Source organism: Stenotrophomonas sp. YJH_SMC_14-1 (genome assembly GCF_059372275.1).
In genome coordinates this window covers 95727-112285 of sequence record NZ_JCAFVK010000009.1, presented here as the reverse complement: position 1 = coordinate 112285, position 16559 = coordinate 95727, and the positions used below count along the sequence as shown (strand labels likewise).

At 66.8% G+C, this 16559-nt stretch carries 15 protein-coding genes and 1 riboswitch; of the genes, 9 read left to right on the top strand and 6 right to left on the bottom strand.

All coding sequences use genetic code 11. The features are described from left to right. Nucleotides 1-276: 276 nt before the first annotated feature. Nucleotides 277-1134 (bottom strand): EamA family transporter, encoded by an 858-nt coding sequence (locus tag AC5P9P_RS17520; protein ID WP_049403806.1) that lies wholly within the window; start codon nt 1132-1134, stop codon nt 277-279. Nucleotides 1135-1177: 43 nt separating this feature from the next. Between AC5P9P_RS17520 and AC5P9P_RS17515 the strand changes: the two genes are divergently transcribed. The 5 genes from AC5P9P_RS17515 (at nt 1178) to AC5P9P_RS17495 (ending at nt 7766) form a co-directional block, all read left to right on the top strand. Beyond that, a complete protein-coding gene (locus tag AC5P9P_RS17515; protein WP_049403805.1) occupies nt 1178-1849 on the top strand; it encodes an alpha/beta hydrolase in 672 nt (223 codons plus the stop codon). Beyond that, nucleotides 1846-2946: a cell division protein ZapE gene (zapE, locus tag AC5P9P_RS17510; protein ID WP_049403804.1), complete on the top strand. Its 1101-nt coding sequence runs from the start codon at nt 1846-1848 to the stop codon at nt 2944-2946. The genes AC5P9P_RS17515 and zapE overlap by 4 nt, the downstream gene beginning before the upstream one ends. A gap of 632 nt (nt 2947-3578) precedes the next feature. Next, complete coding sequence (locus AC5P9P_RS17505; RefSeq protein ID WP_005407668.1) at nt 3579-5981, top strand: ribonucleoside-diphosphate reductase subunit alpha; 2403 nt, start codon at nt 3579-3581, stop codon at nt 5979-5981. Nucleotides 5982-6125: 144 nt separating this feature from the next. After that, the gene (locus tag AC5P9P_RS17500; RefSeq protein ID WP_005407669.1) at nt 6126-7145 is read left to right on the top strand and encodes a ribonucleotide-diphosphate reductase subunit beta; all 1020 of its coding nucleotides are present in this window, start codon (nt 6126-6128) and stop codon (nt 7143-7145) included. Nucleotides 7146-7307: 162 nt separating this feature from the next. After that, on the top strand, nt 7308-7766 hold the full coding sequence (locus tag AC5P9P_RS17495; protein ID WP_227416083.1) for a hypothetical protein: 459 nt from the start codon (nt 7308-7310) through the stop codon (nt 7764-7766). Nucleotides 7767-7805: 39 nt separating this feature from the next. Here the strand turns inward: AC5P9P_RS17495 and AC5P9P_RS17490 are convergent, their stop codons facing one another. Continuing rightward, a complete protein-coding gene (locus tag AC5P9P_RS17490; RefSeq protein ID WP_005407671.1) occupies nt 7806-8441 on the bottom strand; it encodes a LysE family translocator in 636 nt (211 codons plus the stop codon). A gap of 152 nt (nt 8442-8593) precedes the next feature. On the opposite strand from AC5P9P_RS17490, the gene AC5P9P_RS17485 reads away from it, so the two are divergent. From AC5P9P_RS17485 to AC5P9P_RS17475, 3 genes are all read left to right on the top strand, one after another. After that, a complete protein-coding gene (locus tag AC5P9P_RS17485; RefSeq protein ID WP_005407672.1) occupies nt 8594-8995 on the top strand; it encodes an acyl-CoA thioesterase in 402 nt (133 codons plus the stop codon). A gap of 55 nt (nt 8996-9050) precedes the next feature. Further along, a complete protein-coding gene (locus tag AC5P9P_RS17480) occupies nt 9051-9866 on the top strand; it encodes an NAD-dependent protein deacetylase (RefSeq protein ID WP_049403802.1) in 816 nt (271 codons plus the stop codon). Nucleotides 9867-9987: 121 nt separating this feature from the next. Next, nucleotides 9988-11088 (top strand): NADH:flavin oxidoreductase/NADH oxidase, encoded by a 1101-nt coding sequence (locus AC5P9P_RS17475; protein WP_111188119.1) that lies wholly within the window; start codon nt 9988-9990, stop codon nt 11086-11088. Between the two features lie 3 nt (nt 11089-11091). Here AC5P9P_RS17475 and AC5P9P_RS17470 read toward each other — a convergent pair whose 3' ends face one another. Beyond that, nucleotides 11092-12003 carry a LysR family transcriptional regulator gene (locus AC5P9P_RS17470; RefSeq protein ID WP_049403800.1) on the bottom strand — a complete coding sequence of 304 codons (912 nt, stop codon included), beginning with the start codon at nt 12001-12003 and terminating at the stop codon, nt 11092-11094. 114 nt (nt 12004-12117) lie between these two features. Here AC5P9P_RS17470 and purU point away from each other — a divergent pair, with 114 nt between their 5' ends. Beyond that, a complete protein-coding gene (purU, locus tag AC5P9P_RS17465; RefSeq protein WP_005411937.1) occupies nt 12118-12969 on the top strand; it encodes a formyltetrahydrofolate deformylase in 852 nt (283 codons plus the stop codon). A gap of 287 nt (nt 12970-13256) precedes the next feature. Here the strand turns inward: purU and pncA are convergent, their stop codons facing one another. The 3 genes from pncA to AC5P9P_RS17450 form a co-directional block, all read right to left on the bottom strand. Continuing rightward, nucleotides 13257-13883, bottom strand: a complete 627-nt coding sequence (gene pncA / locus AC5P9P_RS17460) for a bifunctional nicotinamidase/pyrazinamidase (RefSeq protein ID WP_049403799.1) — start codon at nt 13881-13883, stop codon at nt 13257-13259. A 55-nt stretch (nt 13884-13938) separates the two neighbouring features. Next, nucleotides 13939-14625 (bottom strand): epoxyqueuosine reductase QueH, encoded by a 687-nt coding sequence (locus AC5P9P_RS17455; RefSeq protein ID WP_005407678.1) that lies wholly within the window; start codon nt 14623-14625, stop codon nt 13939-13941. Nucleotides 14626-14786: 161 nt separating this feature from the next. Continuing rightward, nucleotides 14787-15016: riboswitch (cobalamin riboswitch) on the bottom strand. Nucleotides 15017-15099: 83 nt separating this feature from the next. Next, nucleotides 15100-16509, bottom strand: a complete 1410-nt coding sequence (locus AC5P9P_RS17450) for a nicotinate phosphoribosyltransferase (RefSeq protein WP_049403798.1) — start codon at nt 16507-16509, stop codon at nt 15100-15102. Between the last annotated feature and the right edge of the window lie 50 nt (nt 16510-16559).

The following is a 16559-nucleotide window of genomic DNA, read 5'->3' as shown; positions in this document are numbered from 1 at the left end:
GGGACCTTGATCGGCACGGATCCTGCCGTTGCTTTTGATCTTCCACTCCGTCTTCAAGCGAGCCGAGCATCGCAGGTGAATCAGGGGCGAAGAGGCGCCGATGTTTGAGCGCAGCGAGTTCGGCGCCGTCCCCTGATTCACCGAGAAGCGCAGGGAACCGGTGCACAGCACCGGCTCGCGGCTGGCGGCGCGTTTCTTTTGGTTACTTTTCTTTTCGCGCGAAAAGAAAAGTGACATCCCACCGCGGGCGCGGAAATGGCCCGCCGCAACCAACGCTCACCCCCAGGCGATCAACCCGATCGCCAGCACCGCCAGCGCCAGGCCGGCGCGGTTCCACCGGGTGGTCGCCTCGCCGAAGGCGAACACGCCCACCAGCGCGCCCAGCACCACCACGCCGATGTTCATGCCGGCGAACACGGTGGCCGGGCTGTCCGGCATCGACTGGTGCGCGTGCACATAGAAGAGAATGTTGCCGCCATTGAGCAGGCCCAGCAGCGCGCCCGCGCCCAGGTTGCGCCAGGCCAGCCGGCTGCGGCCACGCGCATGCCGCCACAGCTGCAGCGCCAGCATCAGCACGAAGGCCACGCTGAAGCTGGCCAGCACCGCCGCCATCGACGGCGTGCCGGACAGCGCCACCTGCTTGAGCAGCACGTCCACCACCGCAAACCCAGCCCATACCCCCAGCAGCCAGCCCCAGCCGCCGGGCGAGGACGCGACCACCGGCCCGCGTGGGCGCAGGCTGATCGCCACCATCGCCAGCAGGCCCAGGCCGAGCCCGGCCAGCTTCCACGGCGTGGCAGTCTGGCCGAAGAACAGGAAGGCGGCGGCCAATGACAGCAGCAGCGACAGCCGCTGCGCCACGTCGCTGCGGACGATGCCGGCCACCGCCACCGCGCGGCCCAGCACCAGGAAAATCGAGGGCAGCACCACCGCCAGCGCCAGCAATGACAGCCACGGCGCGTGCGGCGCGCGCAGCGAATCCAGCGGCGGCTGCAGCACCACGGCGGTGAGCGTTGCCGCCACCAGATAGTTCCAGGTGACCATCTGCGAAACATCCAGCTGGCGGCGTCCGGCCACCTTCAACAACACCGAAACCAGCACGCTGCAGATCACGGCCAAAGACAGGTAGAGCATGGGGCGGGCACAGGGCAGGGGCGGGGGACGGTATCATGGTGCCATGCACAAGCCCTTGTTCCCCGTTGCCCCCGGCGAAACCGCCTGCCTTGAACTGGACGGCCCGGCCGGCCCGCTGGAAGTGGTCGTCGACCTGCCCAAGGCCGATGCGCCGGTGCAGCCGATCGTGGCCATCATCTGCCACCCGTTGTCCACCGAAGGCGGCACCCTGCACAACAAAGTGGTCACCATGACCGCCACCACCCTGCGCGAGCTGGGCATCGCCACGGTGCGCTTCAACTTCCGCAGCGTGGGTGGTTCGGCCGGTGAGTTCGACCATGGCGTGGGCGAGCAGGACGACCTGAAGGCCGTGGCTGCCTGGGTGCAGAGCCAGCGCCCCGACGACCGCCTGTGGCTGGCCGGTTTCAGTTTCGGTTCGTTCGTTTCGCTGAAGGCCGCTGCCGCGCTGCAGCCCGAAGCGCTGATCTCGATCGCGCCGCCGGCCGGCCGCTGGGATTTCGATGGCATCGCACCGCCGGCGCGCTGGCTGGTGATCCAGGGCGAGCAGGACGAGATCGTCGACCCGCAGGCCGTCTACCAGTGGCTGGACACGCTGGATTTCCCGCATGAGCTGGTGCGCATGCCCGAGACCAGCCATTTCTTCCACCGCAAGCTGATCGACCTGCGCGGCGCGCTGACCCACGGCGTCAAGCACTGGCTGGGCGCGGCGGCATGAGCGACGTGGAACTGACCCCGTCGCAGCGGTACGCGGAAGGGGTTGCCCGTGGCGACTGGCAGAACGACCCGGCCCAGCATGCGGCGCTGGCCGAGCTGGACCGCATCCACCTGGGCCTGCTGGACAGTGCCGAGGACGGTTGGCTGGACCGCCTGTCCTCGTTCTGGAAGAAGCCCGAGCCGGTCAAGGGCCTGTACTTCTGGGGCGGCGTCGGCCGCGGCAAGACCTTCCTGGTCGACCTGTTCTACGACGGGCTGCCGATCAAGCAGAAGTACCGGACCCACTTCCATCGCTTCATGCGCAGCGTCCACGAGCGCCTGCGCGAGCACCAGGGCCAGAGCGACCCGCTGGCGAAGATCGCCCAGGAATGGCGCAGCAACCTGCGCGTGCTGGTGCTGGACGAGTTCTTCGTCACCGACATCGGCGATGCGATGCTGCTGGCGCGGCTGCTGGAGCGCCTGTTCGCCGAGGGCGTGACCCTGGTCACCACCTCCAACACCGCAGTGGAGAACCTGTACCTCAACGGCCTGCAGCGCGAGAGCTTCCTGCCGGCCATTGGCCTGCTGCAGCGCTTCTGCGTCGAGCTGTATGCCGAAGGTACCGAGGATTACCGCATGCGCGCGCTGACCCGCTCGCCGGTATACCGCGCACCGCTGGCGGCCGACAGCGATGAGTGGCTGGCCACGCGCTGGAACGAGCTGAGCGGCGGCCAGCCGGCCAAGCCCGGCAACATCGAGATCGAGGGCCGCAAGATCCCGGTGCGTGGCCGTGGCAAGAGCATTGCCTGGTTCGATTTCGCCGCGCTGTGCGAAGGCCCGCGCGGGCCCTCGGATTACATCGAGATCGCGCACGAGTTCAACACGGTGCTGCTGGGCGGCATTCCCGCCTTCGACCGCCTGAACGAAGATGCCGCGCGCCGCTTCGTCAACCTGATCGACGAGCTGTACGACCGCCACGTCAACCTGGTCTGCACCGCCAGCACCTCGCCGATCGAGCTGTACACCGGCCAGCGCCTGCAGGGCGCGTTCGAGCGTACCGCCTCGCGCCTGATCGAAATGCAGAGCGCCGAGTACCTGGGTACCCCGCACCGGGCGTGAGGGGCCTGCGGGCGTACGTTGCCGGCCAGCGGCCGGCACGACCACCCTGGGATTCCGGTAGTGCCGGCCGCTGGCCGGCAATGATCGGGGGAAGGGTGCAACGGCGTTTCCCTGCGGCCGCTGCTCCAGCCTGGCCGACACATGCAGCCTCGGGTCGCTGCCCGGCGGGCGGTCCCGGCGTCCACCGGATTCCCACCGGCTGCCCACCACCTATCCACAGGGTTGTCCCTAGCCAGTTTCATCACTGTCATGTGAAGCTGTCATTGTTCCGTTTTCGCGGTGCGTTGTACCACCGCAATGACGCCTTTCGGGCTTGACTGCGCAGCCCGTTCCGGCAGGTCTGAAGCGTCTGATCCGGACGCCGGCGGCACGATCCTTGCGGCGCAAGGGATTGCCGAATTTCACTACATTTGGCGTTGACGGGCCCCATCACCCCCACTATCTTGTGGCCGTCGGTCGCAGCAACCCCAATTCCAGGGGGGCCCGGGTACCCATCCGCGATCGTCAACGGCAGTGGCAGGCGCAGGGTCTCATCCGCTGCGACGCCGACCTGCCATCCTGGGCCGTCATGTCCCGGGCTGCGTCACCCGATGCATCGAGCACCCACCAATCACGCCAAGAGGACACACGCCGTGACCACCGAATCCAGCGCCACCATCGAGAAGGAAAGCGAATTCCTGTTGACGTCGCCGCCGACGGCCAACGCGATGAGTGTGACCAAGCGCAATGGCACGACCGAACTGGTGGACCTGAACAAGATCGTGCGCGCGGTGCAGCGTTCCTCCGAAGGCCTGCACGCCGTCGATCCGATGCGCGTGGCCACCCGCACCATTTCCGGCCTGTACAACGGCGCCACCACCCGCGAGCTGGACGAACTGTCCATCCGCACCGCCGCCCTGCTGATCGGTGAAGAGCCCGAGTACGGCCGCCTGGCTGCGCGCCTGCTGGCCAACTACATTGCCAAGGAAGTCTCGGGCCAGGAAATCTACGCCTTCTCGCAGTCGGTCAGCCGTGGCCATGAAGTCGGCCTGATCAACGACCGCCTGCTGAACTTCGTGCAGACCAACGCGCGCAAGCTCAACGATGCCATCGACATCTCGCTGGACCTGAACTTCGATTACTTCGGCCTGCGTACCCTGTACGACCGTTACCTGCTGCGCCACCCGCACACCCGCAAGGTGATCGAGACCCCGCAGCAGTTCTTCCTGCGCATCGCCAGCGCGCTGAGCGAGGACGTGTCCGAGACCCTGGCGCTGTACAAGCGCATGGGCAACCTGGACTACCTGCCGTCCAGCCCGACCCTGTTCAATTCCGGCACCACCCACGAGCAGCTGTCCTCGTGCTTCCTGCTGGACTCGCCGCAGGACTCGCTGGAGTCGATCTACTCCAAGTACGGCGACATCGCCCAGCTGTCGAAGTTCTCCGGCGGCATCGGCGTCAGCTACACCCGCGTGCGTTCGCGTGGTTCGCTCATCAAGTCGACCAACGGCCACTCCAACGGCATCGTGCCGTGGCTGAAGACCATGGATTCGTCCGTGGCCGCAGTGAACCAGGGTGGCAAGCGCAAGGGCGCGGCCTGCGTGTACCTGGAAACCTGGCACGCCGACATCGAGGACTTCCTCGAGCTGCGTGACAACACCGGTGACGAAGCCCGCCGCGCGCACAACCTGAACCTGGCCAACTGGGTGCCGGACCTGTTCATGAAGCGCGTCGAAGCCGACCAGGAATGGTCGCTGTTCGATCCGCGCGTCGTGCCGGAGTTCACCGACCTGTTCGGCGAAGCCTTCGAGGCCGCCTACCTGCAGGCCGAAGCCCAGGGCAAGGCCAACCGCACCATCTCCGCCCGCAAGCTGTACGCCCGCATGATGCGTACGCTGGCCGAGACCGGCAACGGCTGGATGACCTTCAAGGACAAGTGCAACCGCGCCAGCAACCAGACCCTGCGTCCGGGCAACGTGATCCACCTGTCCAACCTGTGCACGGAAATCCTGGAAGTCACCTCCAACGATGAAACCGCGGTGTGCAACCTGGGTTCGATCAACCTGGGCAACCACTTCGACGAGCACAACGAGTTCGATTTCGAGAAGCTGGCCGAGACCGTGCGCCTGGCCGTGCGCCAGCTCGACCGCGTCATCGACCTGAACTTCTACCCGATCGAAACCGCCCGCCGCGCCAACCTGCGCTGGCGTCCGGTCGGCCTGGGCTGCATGGGCCTGCAGGACGTGTTCTTCCGCAAGCGCCTGCCGTTCGACAGCGCCGAAGCCCGCGCCCTGTCGAAGAAGATTGCCGAAGCGATCTACTTCCACGCGCTGGAAACCTCCTGCGAGCTGGCCCAGGAACGTGGCAAGCACCCGTCGTTCAACGACACCCGCGCCGCCAGTGGCGAACTGCAGTTCGACGCCTGGAACGTGGTGCCGGAAGACACCGCACGCTGGGACGCCCTGCGCGCCCGCATCAAGGAACACGGCCTGCGCAATTCGCTGATGATCGCGATTGCGCCGACCGCGACCATCGCCTCGATCGCCGGCTGCTACGAGTGCGTCGAGCCGCAGGTGTCCAACCTGTTCAAGCGCGAAACCCTGTCCGGTGACTTCCTGCAGGTCAACCGTTACCTGGTGAACGAGCTGAAGAAGCTGGGCCTGTGGACGCCGGAAATGCGCGATGCCATCAAGCTGGCCGAAGGTTCCATCGCCGGCGTGGCGCAGATTCCGGAAACGCTGCGCGAGGTCTACCGCACCGCGTGGGAACTGCCGATGCGTTCGCTGATCGACATGGCCGCCGAACGTGGCGCCTTCATCGACCAGTCGGCCTCGCTCAACCTGTTCATGGAAAGCCCGAACATCGGCGCGATGTCCTCCATGTACATGTACGCCTGGAAGCAGGGCATCAAGACCACCTACTACCTGCGTTCGCGCCCGGCCACCAAGATCGCCAAGACCACGGTGAGCGCTGCGGCCCCGGCCAAGGTATTCAGCCCGGACGAAGCCATCGCCTGCTCGCTGGAAAACCCGGAAGCCTGCGAGGCCTGCCAGTAACACACCGCGCGGTGGGTGCCGACCGTTGGTCGGCACTCGAACACCTCGCACCTGTAGAGCCGAGCCATGCTCGGCTGCGGAAAAACACCCACGGTAGCGCCGGGCCACGCCCGGCGGCTCACCCAGGAATTCAAGGAAACACCCATGGCCGACAAGCCCAAGCAGATGCTGCTCGATCCCGGTTTTGAACTGACCCTGCGCCCGATGCGCTACCCGCAGTTCTATGACATGTACCGGAACGCGATCAAGAACACCTGGACGGTGGAAGAGATCAACTTCCAGATCGACATCACCGACCTGCACAGCAAGATGTCGCCGGGCGAGCGCCACCTGATCCACCGCCTGGTCGCGTTCTTCGCCACCGGCGACTCGATCGTCTCCAACAACCTGGTGCTGAACCTGTACCAGCATCTCAATGCGCCGGAAGCGCGCATGTACCTGTCGCGCCAGCTGTATGAAGAAGCGCTGCACGTGCAGTTCTACCTGACCCTGCTCGACAACTACCTGCCGGATCCGGAAGAGCGCGCCAAGGCGTTCTCGGCGGTGGAGAACATCGACTCGATCAAGAAGAAGGCCGATTTCTGCTTCAAGTGGATCGACTCGATCCAGAGCCTGACCCGCATCGAGACCCGCGAACAGCGCCGCCAGTTCCTGCTCAACCAGATCTGCTTCGCCGCCTGCATCGAAGGCCTGTTCTTCTTCGCGGCCTTTGCCTACGTGTACTACTTCCGTTCGCGCGGCCTGCTGCCGGGCCTGGCCTCGGGCACCAACTGGGTGTTCCGCGACGAGAGCGCGCACATGGAGTTCGCGTTCGAGTCGGTGCGCGTGGTGCGTGAGGAAGAACCGGACCTGTTCGACGAAGAGATGAAGCAGCAGGTCTACGACATGCTGGCCGAAGCCATCGAATGCGAAGTGCAGTTCGCCGAGGACGTGCTGTCCGGCGGCGTGGCCGGCATCTCCACCCGCGACATGCGCCAGTACCTGCAGCACTGTGCCGACCAGCACTTCGCCAAGCTGGGCATGGAAAAGAAGTACAACGTGCGCAACCCGCTGCCGTTCATGGAACTGCAGGACGTGCAGGAACTGACCAACTTCTTCGAACGCCGCGTCTCGGCCTACCAGGTCGGCGTGCAGGGCGAAGTCGCCTTCGACATGAACTTCTGATCGAACCGGCCCGGCCTGTCGCAACGAAGAACCCCGGCCAATGCCGGGGTTTTTCGTTGCGCATCAGAAGGATGAGCTATTCTCGCTGGACGCCAGTGGCGGCAGTGCGTCGTACCCCTGCCGGGCCTGGAGGAAAAGGGGAAGCGACTGCAGGAATGACGCGTGGACAATCCCAGCGCCGGGTTCCCGTGCGCGTGGTCCTGCCATGGTGGCGCAACTGAATGGACCCTGGAGGTCGCAATGGAGACTGCAGTGCCTGGAACAGCAACCCGCAGGACCGTGTTTCGTGGGTGGATGGGGGGACTGTTCGCCGTCCTGGTCGCCTGTCCGCCCCTCGCCCATGGCACGAACTGCGATTCCAAGGTGACCAACGTTTCCATCGATGCCAGCGGCAAGGTGTTCGTGGCGACCACCGTCTCGCCCATCCACGCGGTCTGCAACATCGTCAGCAAAGGCGACTTCAGCATGCCGCCCGAGGTTTGCAAGGCAACCTACGCCATGCTGATGAGTGCGAAGGTCTCCGCCATACCCATCCGCCTGTACTACACCAGCGTGCCGCAATGTGGCGATATCAAGGCCTGGTCGGCACAACCAAGCTTCTACCACGCTGAACTGTTCTGATTACGGGGCCGGGCGTATCGCCTGGAGGGCACGCCGCGATCAGCGCCGCCCTTCCACCGCCATGCGCACCGCCAGTCCGGCCAGCACCGTGCCCATCAGCCAGCGCTGCACCATCTGCCAGGTCGGGCGTGCGGCCAGGAAGCCGGCGATGCTGCCGGCGGTCAGCGCGATCATGCCGTTCACGCTGACGCTGACCAGGATCTGGGTGGAGCCCAGCACGATCGACTGCATCAGCACGCTGCCTTCGCTGTCCGGGTGCAGGAACTGCGGCAGCAGCGACAGGTACATCACCGCCACTTTCGGGTTCAGCAGATTGGTCAGGAATCCCATCGTGAACAGCTTGCGCGGGCTGTCCTGCGGCAGTTCGCGCACCGCGAACGGCGAACGGCCACCGGGCTTGAGCGCCTGCCAGGCCAGGTACAGCAGGTACAGCGCGCCACCGATGCGCAGCGCGTCGTAGGCGAACGGTACCGTCATCAGCAGGGCGGTGATGCCCAATGCCGCGCACAGCATGTAGAACACGAAGCCCAGTGCCACTCCGCCCAGCGAGATCAGTCCCGCCATCGGCCCCTGGCAGATCGAGCGCGAGATGACGTAGATCATGTTCGGCCCGGGCGTGAGCACCATGGCCAGCGAAACCAGCGCAAAGGCCAGCAGGTCGGAAGTGGCGGGCATGGGAGGTCCTGGCAGTGGGCGTGGCGCAGTGTAACGCCTGCTGCAGGCGCGGCCTGCGCAGGCACCGCTGCCGGGTGACCGTTGCACGTGCATTCCGATGGCCGTCACGCCGGTCGCTTAGAATCCGCAGCACCCCACACCGAAGCTCCCCCATGACCCCGATCCCCGAGACCGTGCCGCCCATCGAAGTGCGCATGGCCGAAATCGTCTTCCCCAACCACACCAACCACCTTGGCACCCTGTTCGGTGGCCAGGCACTGGCGTGGATGGACAAGGCCGCGTTCCTGGCTGCCGCCCGCTACTCGCGCCGTACCGTGGTGACCGCGCGCAGCGACCAGGTCGACTTCAAGCTGCCGATCCGCATCGGCCAGATGGTGGAAACCATCGGCCGCATCGTCGAAGTCGGCCGCAGTTCGATGAAGGTGGAGGTGGAACTGGTCGCCGAAGACCTGCACAGCGGCGAGCGCAAGCTGTGCACCCGCGGCCACTTCGTGATGATCGCGCTGGACGAGGAAGGCCACCCGATCGCGGTGCCGCCGCTGCCGGCGGCCTGACCCGGACAACCGACCGGCGCTTGCGGGGGCGCTGCGGCGCCCCCATCTGGCAGCCATGACCCCGCCACTGACCGACTTCATCGACCGCGCCCAGCGCCTGTTCGTGCTGACCGGCGCCGGCTGCAGCACCGCCTCGGGCATTCCCGATTACCGCGATAGCGACGGCCAGTGGAAACGCACGCCACCGGTGACCTACCAGGCCTTCATGGGCGAGACGGCTACCCGCCAGCGCTACTGGGCGCGCAGCCTGCTGGGCTGGCCGCGCTTCGGCCTGGCCCGGCCCAACGGTACCCACCAGGCCCTGGCCGCACTGGAAAGCCGTGGCAAGCTGCAGGTGCTGCTGACCCAGAACGTGGACGGCCTGCACCAGCGCGCCGGCAGCCGTAACGTGATCGACCTGCATGGCCGCCTGGACCTGGTGCGCTGCATGGGCTGCGAGCGCCGCAGTGGCCGCGAGGACTTCCAGCAGCGCCTGCTGGACGCCAACCCCGGCTGGGATGCGCTGGAGGCCGGCGTCGCGCCTGATGGCGACGCCGACCTGGAGACCGATTTCTCCAGCTTCGTGGTACCCGGGTGCCCGCACTGCGGCGGGGTGTTGAAGCCGGACGTGGTATTTTTCGGCGAAAACGTGCCCCGCGAGCGGGTGGAGGCGGTGCACGAGCACCTGCAGCAGGCCGACGCCGTGCTGGTGGTGGGCTCGTCGCTGATGGTCTATTCCGGCTTCCGCTTCGTGCAGGCGGCGGCCAAAGCAGGACTGCCGGTGGCGGCGTTGAACCGTGGCCGCACCCGTGCAGACGACCTGCTGCAGTTCAAGGATGAACGCGATTGTGCTGAGGCGCTGGCGTCGGTTATCGAACCATCGGCTGGGTAGAGTCGACTGTCAGTCGACTCTACAGGCCACCCGCCGCCGCGAAACAGCGATCCATCCAGATGGTTGATCCCGGAGCCGTGCGGCGGTGCAATACGCATCCCCTACGTCGTCCATCACTGTCTTGAGCCAGCTGTTTTCGCCGATCTCGTTCGGCCCCCTGACCCTGTCCAACCGCATCGTCGTCGCGCCGATGTGCCAGTACTCCGCCGAAGACGGCCGCGCCAGCGACTGGCATGCCATGCACCTGGGCAACCTGGCGCAATCCGGCGCCGGCCTGCTGATCCTGGAAGCCACCGCGGTCGAGCCGCGTGGCCGCATCAGCTGGGCCGACCTGGGCCTTTGGGATGACGGCACCGAGGCCGCGTTGGCACAGGTACTGGCCAGCGTCCGCCGCTGGTCGCCGATGCCGCTGGGCATCCAGCTCGGCCATGCCGGTCGCAAGGCCTCGGTGAACCGCCCTTGGGACGGCGGTGGCCAGCTGCCGGCCGACGATGCGCGTGGCTGGGCCACCGTGGCGCCGTCGCCGCTGCCGTTCCACGCCGCCGATCCGGCACCGCAGGAACTGGACGAGGCCGGCATCGCCGAGGTCATCGCCGCCTTCGCCGCCAGTGCGGTGCGTGCCGAGCGCCTCGGCTTCGAGCTGATCGAGATGCATGCCGCCCACGGCTACCTGCTGCACCAGTTCCTGTCGCCGCTGAGCAACCGTCGCACTGATGGCTACGGTGGCTCATTGCCGAACCGCCTGCGCCTGCTGGTGGAAGTGTTCGACGCCGTGCGTGCGGCGGTATCGGACAAGGTCGCCGTGGGCGTGCGCATCTCCGCCAGCGACTGGGTCGATGGCGGCTGGGATCTGGTGCAGAGCGAAGCGCTGGCCCAGGTGCTGGACGCGCGCGGCTGCAATTTCCTGCATGTCTCCAGCGGTGGCCTGGACGAACGCCAGAAGATCACCGTCGGTCCGGGCTACCAGGTGCCGTTCGCGGCAGCGATCAAGGCCAAGGTGCGCATGCCGGTCATCGCCGTGGGCATGATCACCGAGCCCGAGCAGGCCGAATCGATCCTGCGCCACCGCCACGCCGATGCCGTGGCCCTGGCGCGCGGCATCCTCTACGACCCGCGCTGGCCGTGGCATGCCGCTGCCGCATTGCGCGACAGCGTGGAACCGGCGCCACAGTACCTGCGCTGCGAGCCGCGCGATGCGCGCGGCGTGTTCAAGACGCGCTGAGGCTCACACCCGCCAGGCCGGCGCGATGCCGGCCTGAAGGTGTTCGAACAGCGCGCGGATCTTGGCGGTGAAATCGCGGCGGTCGCTGACGCAGAAGTAGACCTCCATCGGTTCCGGGCGCCACGTGGTGTCGGCGTCGAACACCGCCTGCAGGCGGCCCTCGCGCAGGTACGGCTCGGCCACGAATGCGGCCAGCCGGGTGATGCCGGCACCGGCCGCCGCCAGCGTCGCCAGCGCATCGATGTCATCGCAGACCATGCTCGGTGGCAGCGTGGCGTCCACGCGCTGGCCGTCCTTCAGCAGGCCCCAGCGCAATGGCCGGCCATCGGTGGGGAAGCGGTGCAGCAACCCGCGATGACCGCCCAGTTCGGAAGGCTGTTGCGGGGTGCCGTGCGCCTTCAGGTAGGCCGGCGAGGCACAGAACACGAACGGAACACGCGCCAGCTGCCGCGCGACCACGCCGTCCTCCAGCTGCGCCCCGATGCGGATGCTGGCATCCACCGCTTCCGGCCCATGCTGCACGGCGCGGTCGGTCAGGCGCAGCTCCAGCTGCAGTTGTGGGTAGCGCTGCTGCAGTGAAGGCAACAAGGGGGCAAGCACGTGGCGACCGAAGGCGCTGCTGCTGGCGATGCGCAGCGGCCCGGCCGGTTCGATGTCACCGGCGGTGACCATCGCCTGCGCGCGCGCCAGGTCGGCTTCGATGTGGCGCACCTGCGCCAGGTACAGCGCGCCGGCCTCGCTGAGGGCCAGCTGCCGCGTACTCCGGTTCAGCAACCGTACGCCCAGATGGGCCTCCAGCCGGTTGATGTTCTGGCCGACCGCGGTGGCGCTGATGCCAAGGATGCGGGCCGCGGCGGCAATGCTGCCGGTCTCTGCGGTGCGGGTGAAGCTGCGGATCAGTTGCAACAGGTTCATGACCGACCAGCTTGCCACGGGAAGGTCCAAGTATCGCTTGGTACTGAACCAAGCAGGTCGGTTGCACCCGTGATCATCCGGCCGCTGGGCAGGGCGCTGCCCTACACTGTGGCGATGCGCCCCGATTCCATTCTTACCCTGTCATGCCCCGACCGCACCGGCATCGTCTACCGCGTGTCCGGCCTGCTGTTCGACCACGGCTGCAACATCCTCGACGCCCAGCAGTTCGGCGATGAGGAGAGTGGCCGCTTCTTCCTGCGCGTGCACTTCGACCGCGATGCCGGCCTGCCGCTGGAGACCGTGCACGCCGCCATGGCCACGCTTGCCGAAGGCTTCGGCATGGACTGGCAGCTGCACGATGGCCGACGCCGCGCGCGGCTGCTGGTGCTGGTCAGCAAACAGGGGCATTGCCTCAACGACCTGCTGTTCCGCGCCCACAGCGGCCAGCTGAAGGTGGACATCGCAGCAGTGGCGTCCAACCACGCCGACTTCGCGCCGCTGGCGGCGTCCTACCAGGTGCCGTTCCACCACCTGCCGGTGACCGCCGATACACGCGCGGTGCAGGAGCAGCAGATCATCGACCTCGTCGAGCGCGAACGCATCGACCTGGTGGTGCTGGCGCGCTACATGCAGATCCTGTCACCCACGCTGTGCCGCGCGCTGGCCGGCCGTGCCATCAACATCCACCACAGCTTCCTGCCCAGCTTCAAGGGCGCGCAGCCGTACCACCAGGCACACGCGCGTGGGGTCAAGATCATCGGCGCCACCGCGCACTATGTCACCGAGGACCTGGACGAAGGCCCGATCATCGAACAGGACGTGGCCCGCGTGGACCACGCGATGGCACCGCGTGAACTGGTGCGGCTGGGCAGCGATACCGAATCGCTGGTGCTGGCACGCGCGGTTCGCCGCCATGTGGAGCACCGCATCCTGCTCAACGGGCATCGCACGGTGGTATTCCGGTAATCGCCCATCCCGCGTCCGCCGGGCATGGCCCGGCGCTACCACGGGTGCTATCCGGTAGTACCGGCCGCTGGCCGGCAACTGCAGAGGTCCCGAGGTTGCCGGCCAGCGGCCGGCACTACCGAATCCTGATTTCATCCAATGAAAAGTCCCCGGTTCGGCCGTCCCGCGATCTATAGGGGGGCGTAGTTAGGGGGCTGGATGAATCGATTGTGTTGTTGTGGGCAGGAGCGCGCAAGCAGCATAAGCGACGTGCGCGATAGCGCGGGGCCATGCCCGGCGGTCACGCCTCAGACGATCGCGATCCCCGCCTTGCCCAGCGCCTCGCGCACCATCACGTCGTTGGCTTCGGTCACCGGCTTGGTCAGCTCCCACAGGAACTTCACCCGGAAGCCGGACTTCACCGCGTCCTGCGCGCTCCACAGCACGCAGTAGTCACGGGCCAGGCCGCATACGTGCACTTCGCGGATGCGGCGTTCATGCAGCCAGCCGGCCAGGCCGGTGGCCGGGCGCTCGCCCTCGGGGCCGTGGTTCTCGCGGAAGGCGCTGTACGAATCCACCTGTTGGCGCGTGCCCTTGCGCAGGATCAGGTCGGCCACGGTCCAGTCCACGCCCGGGTGCAGGGCGGCACCGGCGCTGCCCTGCACGCAGTGGTCCGGCCACAGGGTCTGCGGCTGCGCGTGCAGCAGGATGGTCTCGAACGGGCGTTGGCCGGGGTGCTGGCTGGCGAACGAGGCATGGTCGGCCGGGTGCCAGTCCTGTGTTGCCACCACGGTGCGGTAGCGGCGCTGCGCCAGCAGATCGGCAATGGGTGCCACCAGCGCATCGCCCTGGTCGCAGGCCAGGGCGCCACCGGGCATGAAGTCCGGCTGCAGGTCGATCACCAGCAGGGCGACATCGGCGGGCAGGGCGGTCATGGCAGTTCCGGTACAACAGAAGGGGCGACCAGCGTGGCCGCCCCATGCCTGCACGTCAATCGTCCTGCGGCGTCCCAGCGTCCTGCCCGTAGTACAACAGGCCGATCTTGATCCGCTCGCGGCCATTCTCGCGGCGATGGCGGTTGGCATCGCGCAGCGAGTACACGCAGCCGCAGTATTCCTGCTGGTAGAACTGCTCGCGCTTGCTGATCTCGATCATGCGGCTGGCACCGCCGCCCTTGCGCCAGTTGTAGTCCCAGTACTGCAGGCCTTCATAGCGCGAGGCGGCGCGGATGCCGCAGTCGTTGATCTGCGCCATGTTCTTCCAGCGCGAGATGCCCAGCGAAGAACTGATGGTGTCGTAGCCGTGCTCGTGCGCGTACAGCGCAGTGCGCTCGAAGCGCATGTCGAAGCACATCGTGCAGCGGATGCCGCGTTCGGGCTCGTTTTCCATGCCGCGTGCACGGCTGAACCAGTTGTCGGTGTCGTAGTCGCAGTCGATGAAAGGAATGCCGTGCTGCTCGGCGAAGCGGATGTTCTCCTGCTTGCGCAGCTCGTACTCCTTCACCGGGTGGATGTTGGGGTTGTAGAAGAAGATCGCGTAGTCGATCCCGGAGGCGGTGATCGCCTCCATCACTTCGCCGGAACAGGGCGCGCAGCACGAATGCAGCAGCAGGCGCTTGCCGTCGGCGGGCAGGGTCAGGGTGGGGCGTTGGAGCTCGGTCATCGTCAGGTACCGCATGGACCGCCGGCAACGGCGGTGGCCCATGCATCAGCGCGTGGGTGAACGGGTCTGGCCGGATACCGTGAACAGGACGCGCGCGGCCACATCGCCTGCACGCGCAGGACGACGACGGCCCCGGCAACCTCCCCGCGGAGATTCCAGGTCGAGTCAGGGGACGGTCGTGTCCCCCGGCCGGGGCCGGTATTCGGGCTGATGGACTCGGGCCGCAGCCCACCTACTACCTGCCGCTTCCCAGGCGCGAGCCCAGTGCTGTTGGCAGGATTCGTTTCCATTCACCGCTGCGGGGCAGCTCCGGAATGGACGCGCGAGGCGCCTTCACCGGATTCCCGTTTAAATCCCTCCCCGCGCCGCAGCGATGGGAGGGATACCTTCGGCGTGTGCAAGGTGGACCTGTTGGTGGCGCCGGTCAAGAGCGCAGGGGGCAGAGCCCGCTGCGCTGCAACGGGATCCAACCCCGGTCGGGATGCACCTTCAATGCCCCACGGCCGCCCGCGTGCGGATGTCGTCCAGCCGCTGGTCGTGCAGCAGGCGGCCGTTCTCCCACACGGTCACCATTGCGTCCTCGAAGCCGTCCGGCAGGGTGTCGTCGCCATTGGCCGGCAGTGGCACCGTATGCAGGCTGCCATCGTCCAGGCGGCGCAGCAGGCGCATGCGGCCACGCTTGCTGGCCTTGCCGGCGTCGGTGACCGGATCCTTGTAGACGTCGATCCACTCACCCTCGACCCGCGCCGCCGAGCACTTCAGCGCGAACTTCTGCGTATCGCGGTCCAGCCGCTGCAGCAGTGCACCGCCCATGCCGAAGGCCACGTTGTCGACGGCGTAGCCGTCGTCGGTGATGCGCTGCAGGATCGCGCGGATGGTGTCCGGATTGATGCCATCGCCCTGGATCACCCGCACGTGGTTGAGCACGCGATAGCCCTTGCCGTTGAGGCTGTGGCCGAAGGCTTCATCCAGCCGGCGCAGGCTTTCGGCCACCACCTCCACCGGGTCACCCGAGTCGGGACGGATGACCAGGGTGGCGCCCGACGCGATCACGTCATCGCGCAGGGTGGTGCCCCAGTGTTCGCTGATCGCGCGGTAGATGTCATAGCTGTCCGACACCACCGCCACGATCGAACCGGGCTTGCCGAACTGGCGCAGCATGTTGCGATAGGCGTCCACCTCGCGTTCGCGGCCCCAACTGGTGATGGTGCTGTGCTCGGCGGCCGGAATCGAATAGCCGGCCATCGGTGCGTGGTAGTGCGCGCGTGCCAGGCACAGCGCCGACACGGTATCGGTGCCGAGGAAGTTGACCAGGTGCGCGGCACCGCCCAACGCGGCCGATTCCAGGCTCGATACACCGCGCGCGCCGAAGTCGTGCAGCTTGAACGGCAGCTGCCCCTGCGGGTCGTCGCTGGTCTGCTGCAGGAACGCGGCGATGGTCTGCCGTGCGTGCCAGCTGATGGTGGCCACGGTGACCGGATACCACACGCGCAGCAGCAGCGTTTCCAGATACGACGGCACCCAGAACGCAGCCGGATCGGTCGACTCGATGGTCATCAGTGCCTGGTGGGTGGGCACCACGCTGCCCTCGGGAACGGCGCGGATGCGCACCGGCAGGTGGCCGCCAAGCCGGTCGACGATATCGCGCCAGCCGGCCTCGTTGAACGGTTCGCCATGGGCGGCGAATACCGCAGCAGCGTCGTCGATGTCGGCGTGGGTGACCGGTCGTGCCAGCGCGTCCTTGAGGATCGCCTGCAGGCCGAAGAACACCGTGCGATCGTGCAGGCCGCCACGTGATTCGACGTAGAAGAACGTGGCATCGGTACCCGGCGGGTACTGCAGCCAATGGCTGGCCTTGTAGCTGTCGGTGTTGAGGAGAAGATTATCGAGGTAGTGCATGACGGAAGCTCCTTCGCGTCGAGTGACACCAGCGGTCTATCCGCCAGTGG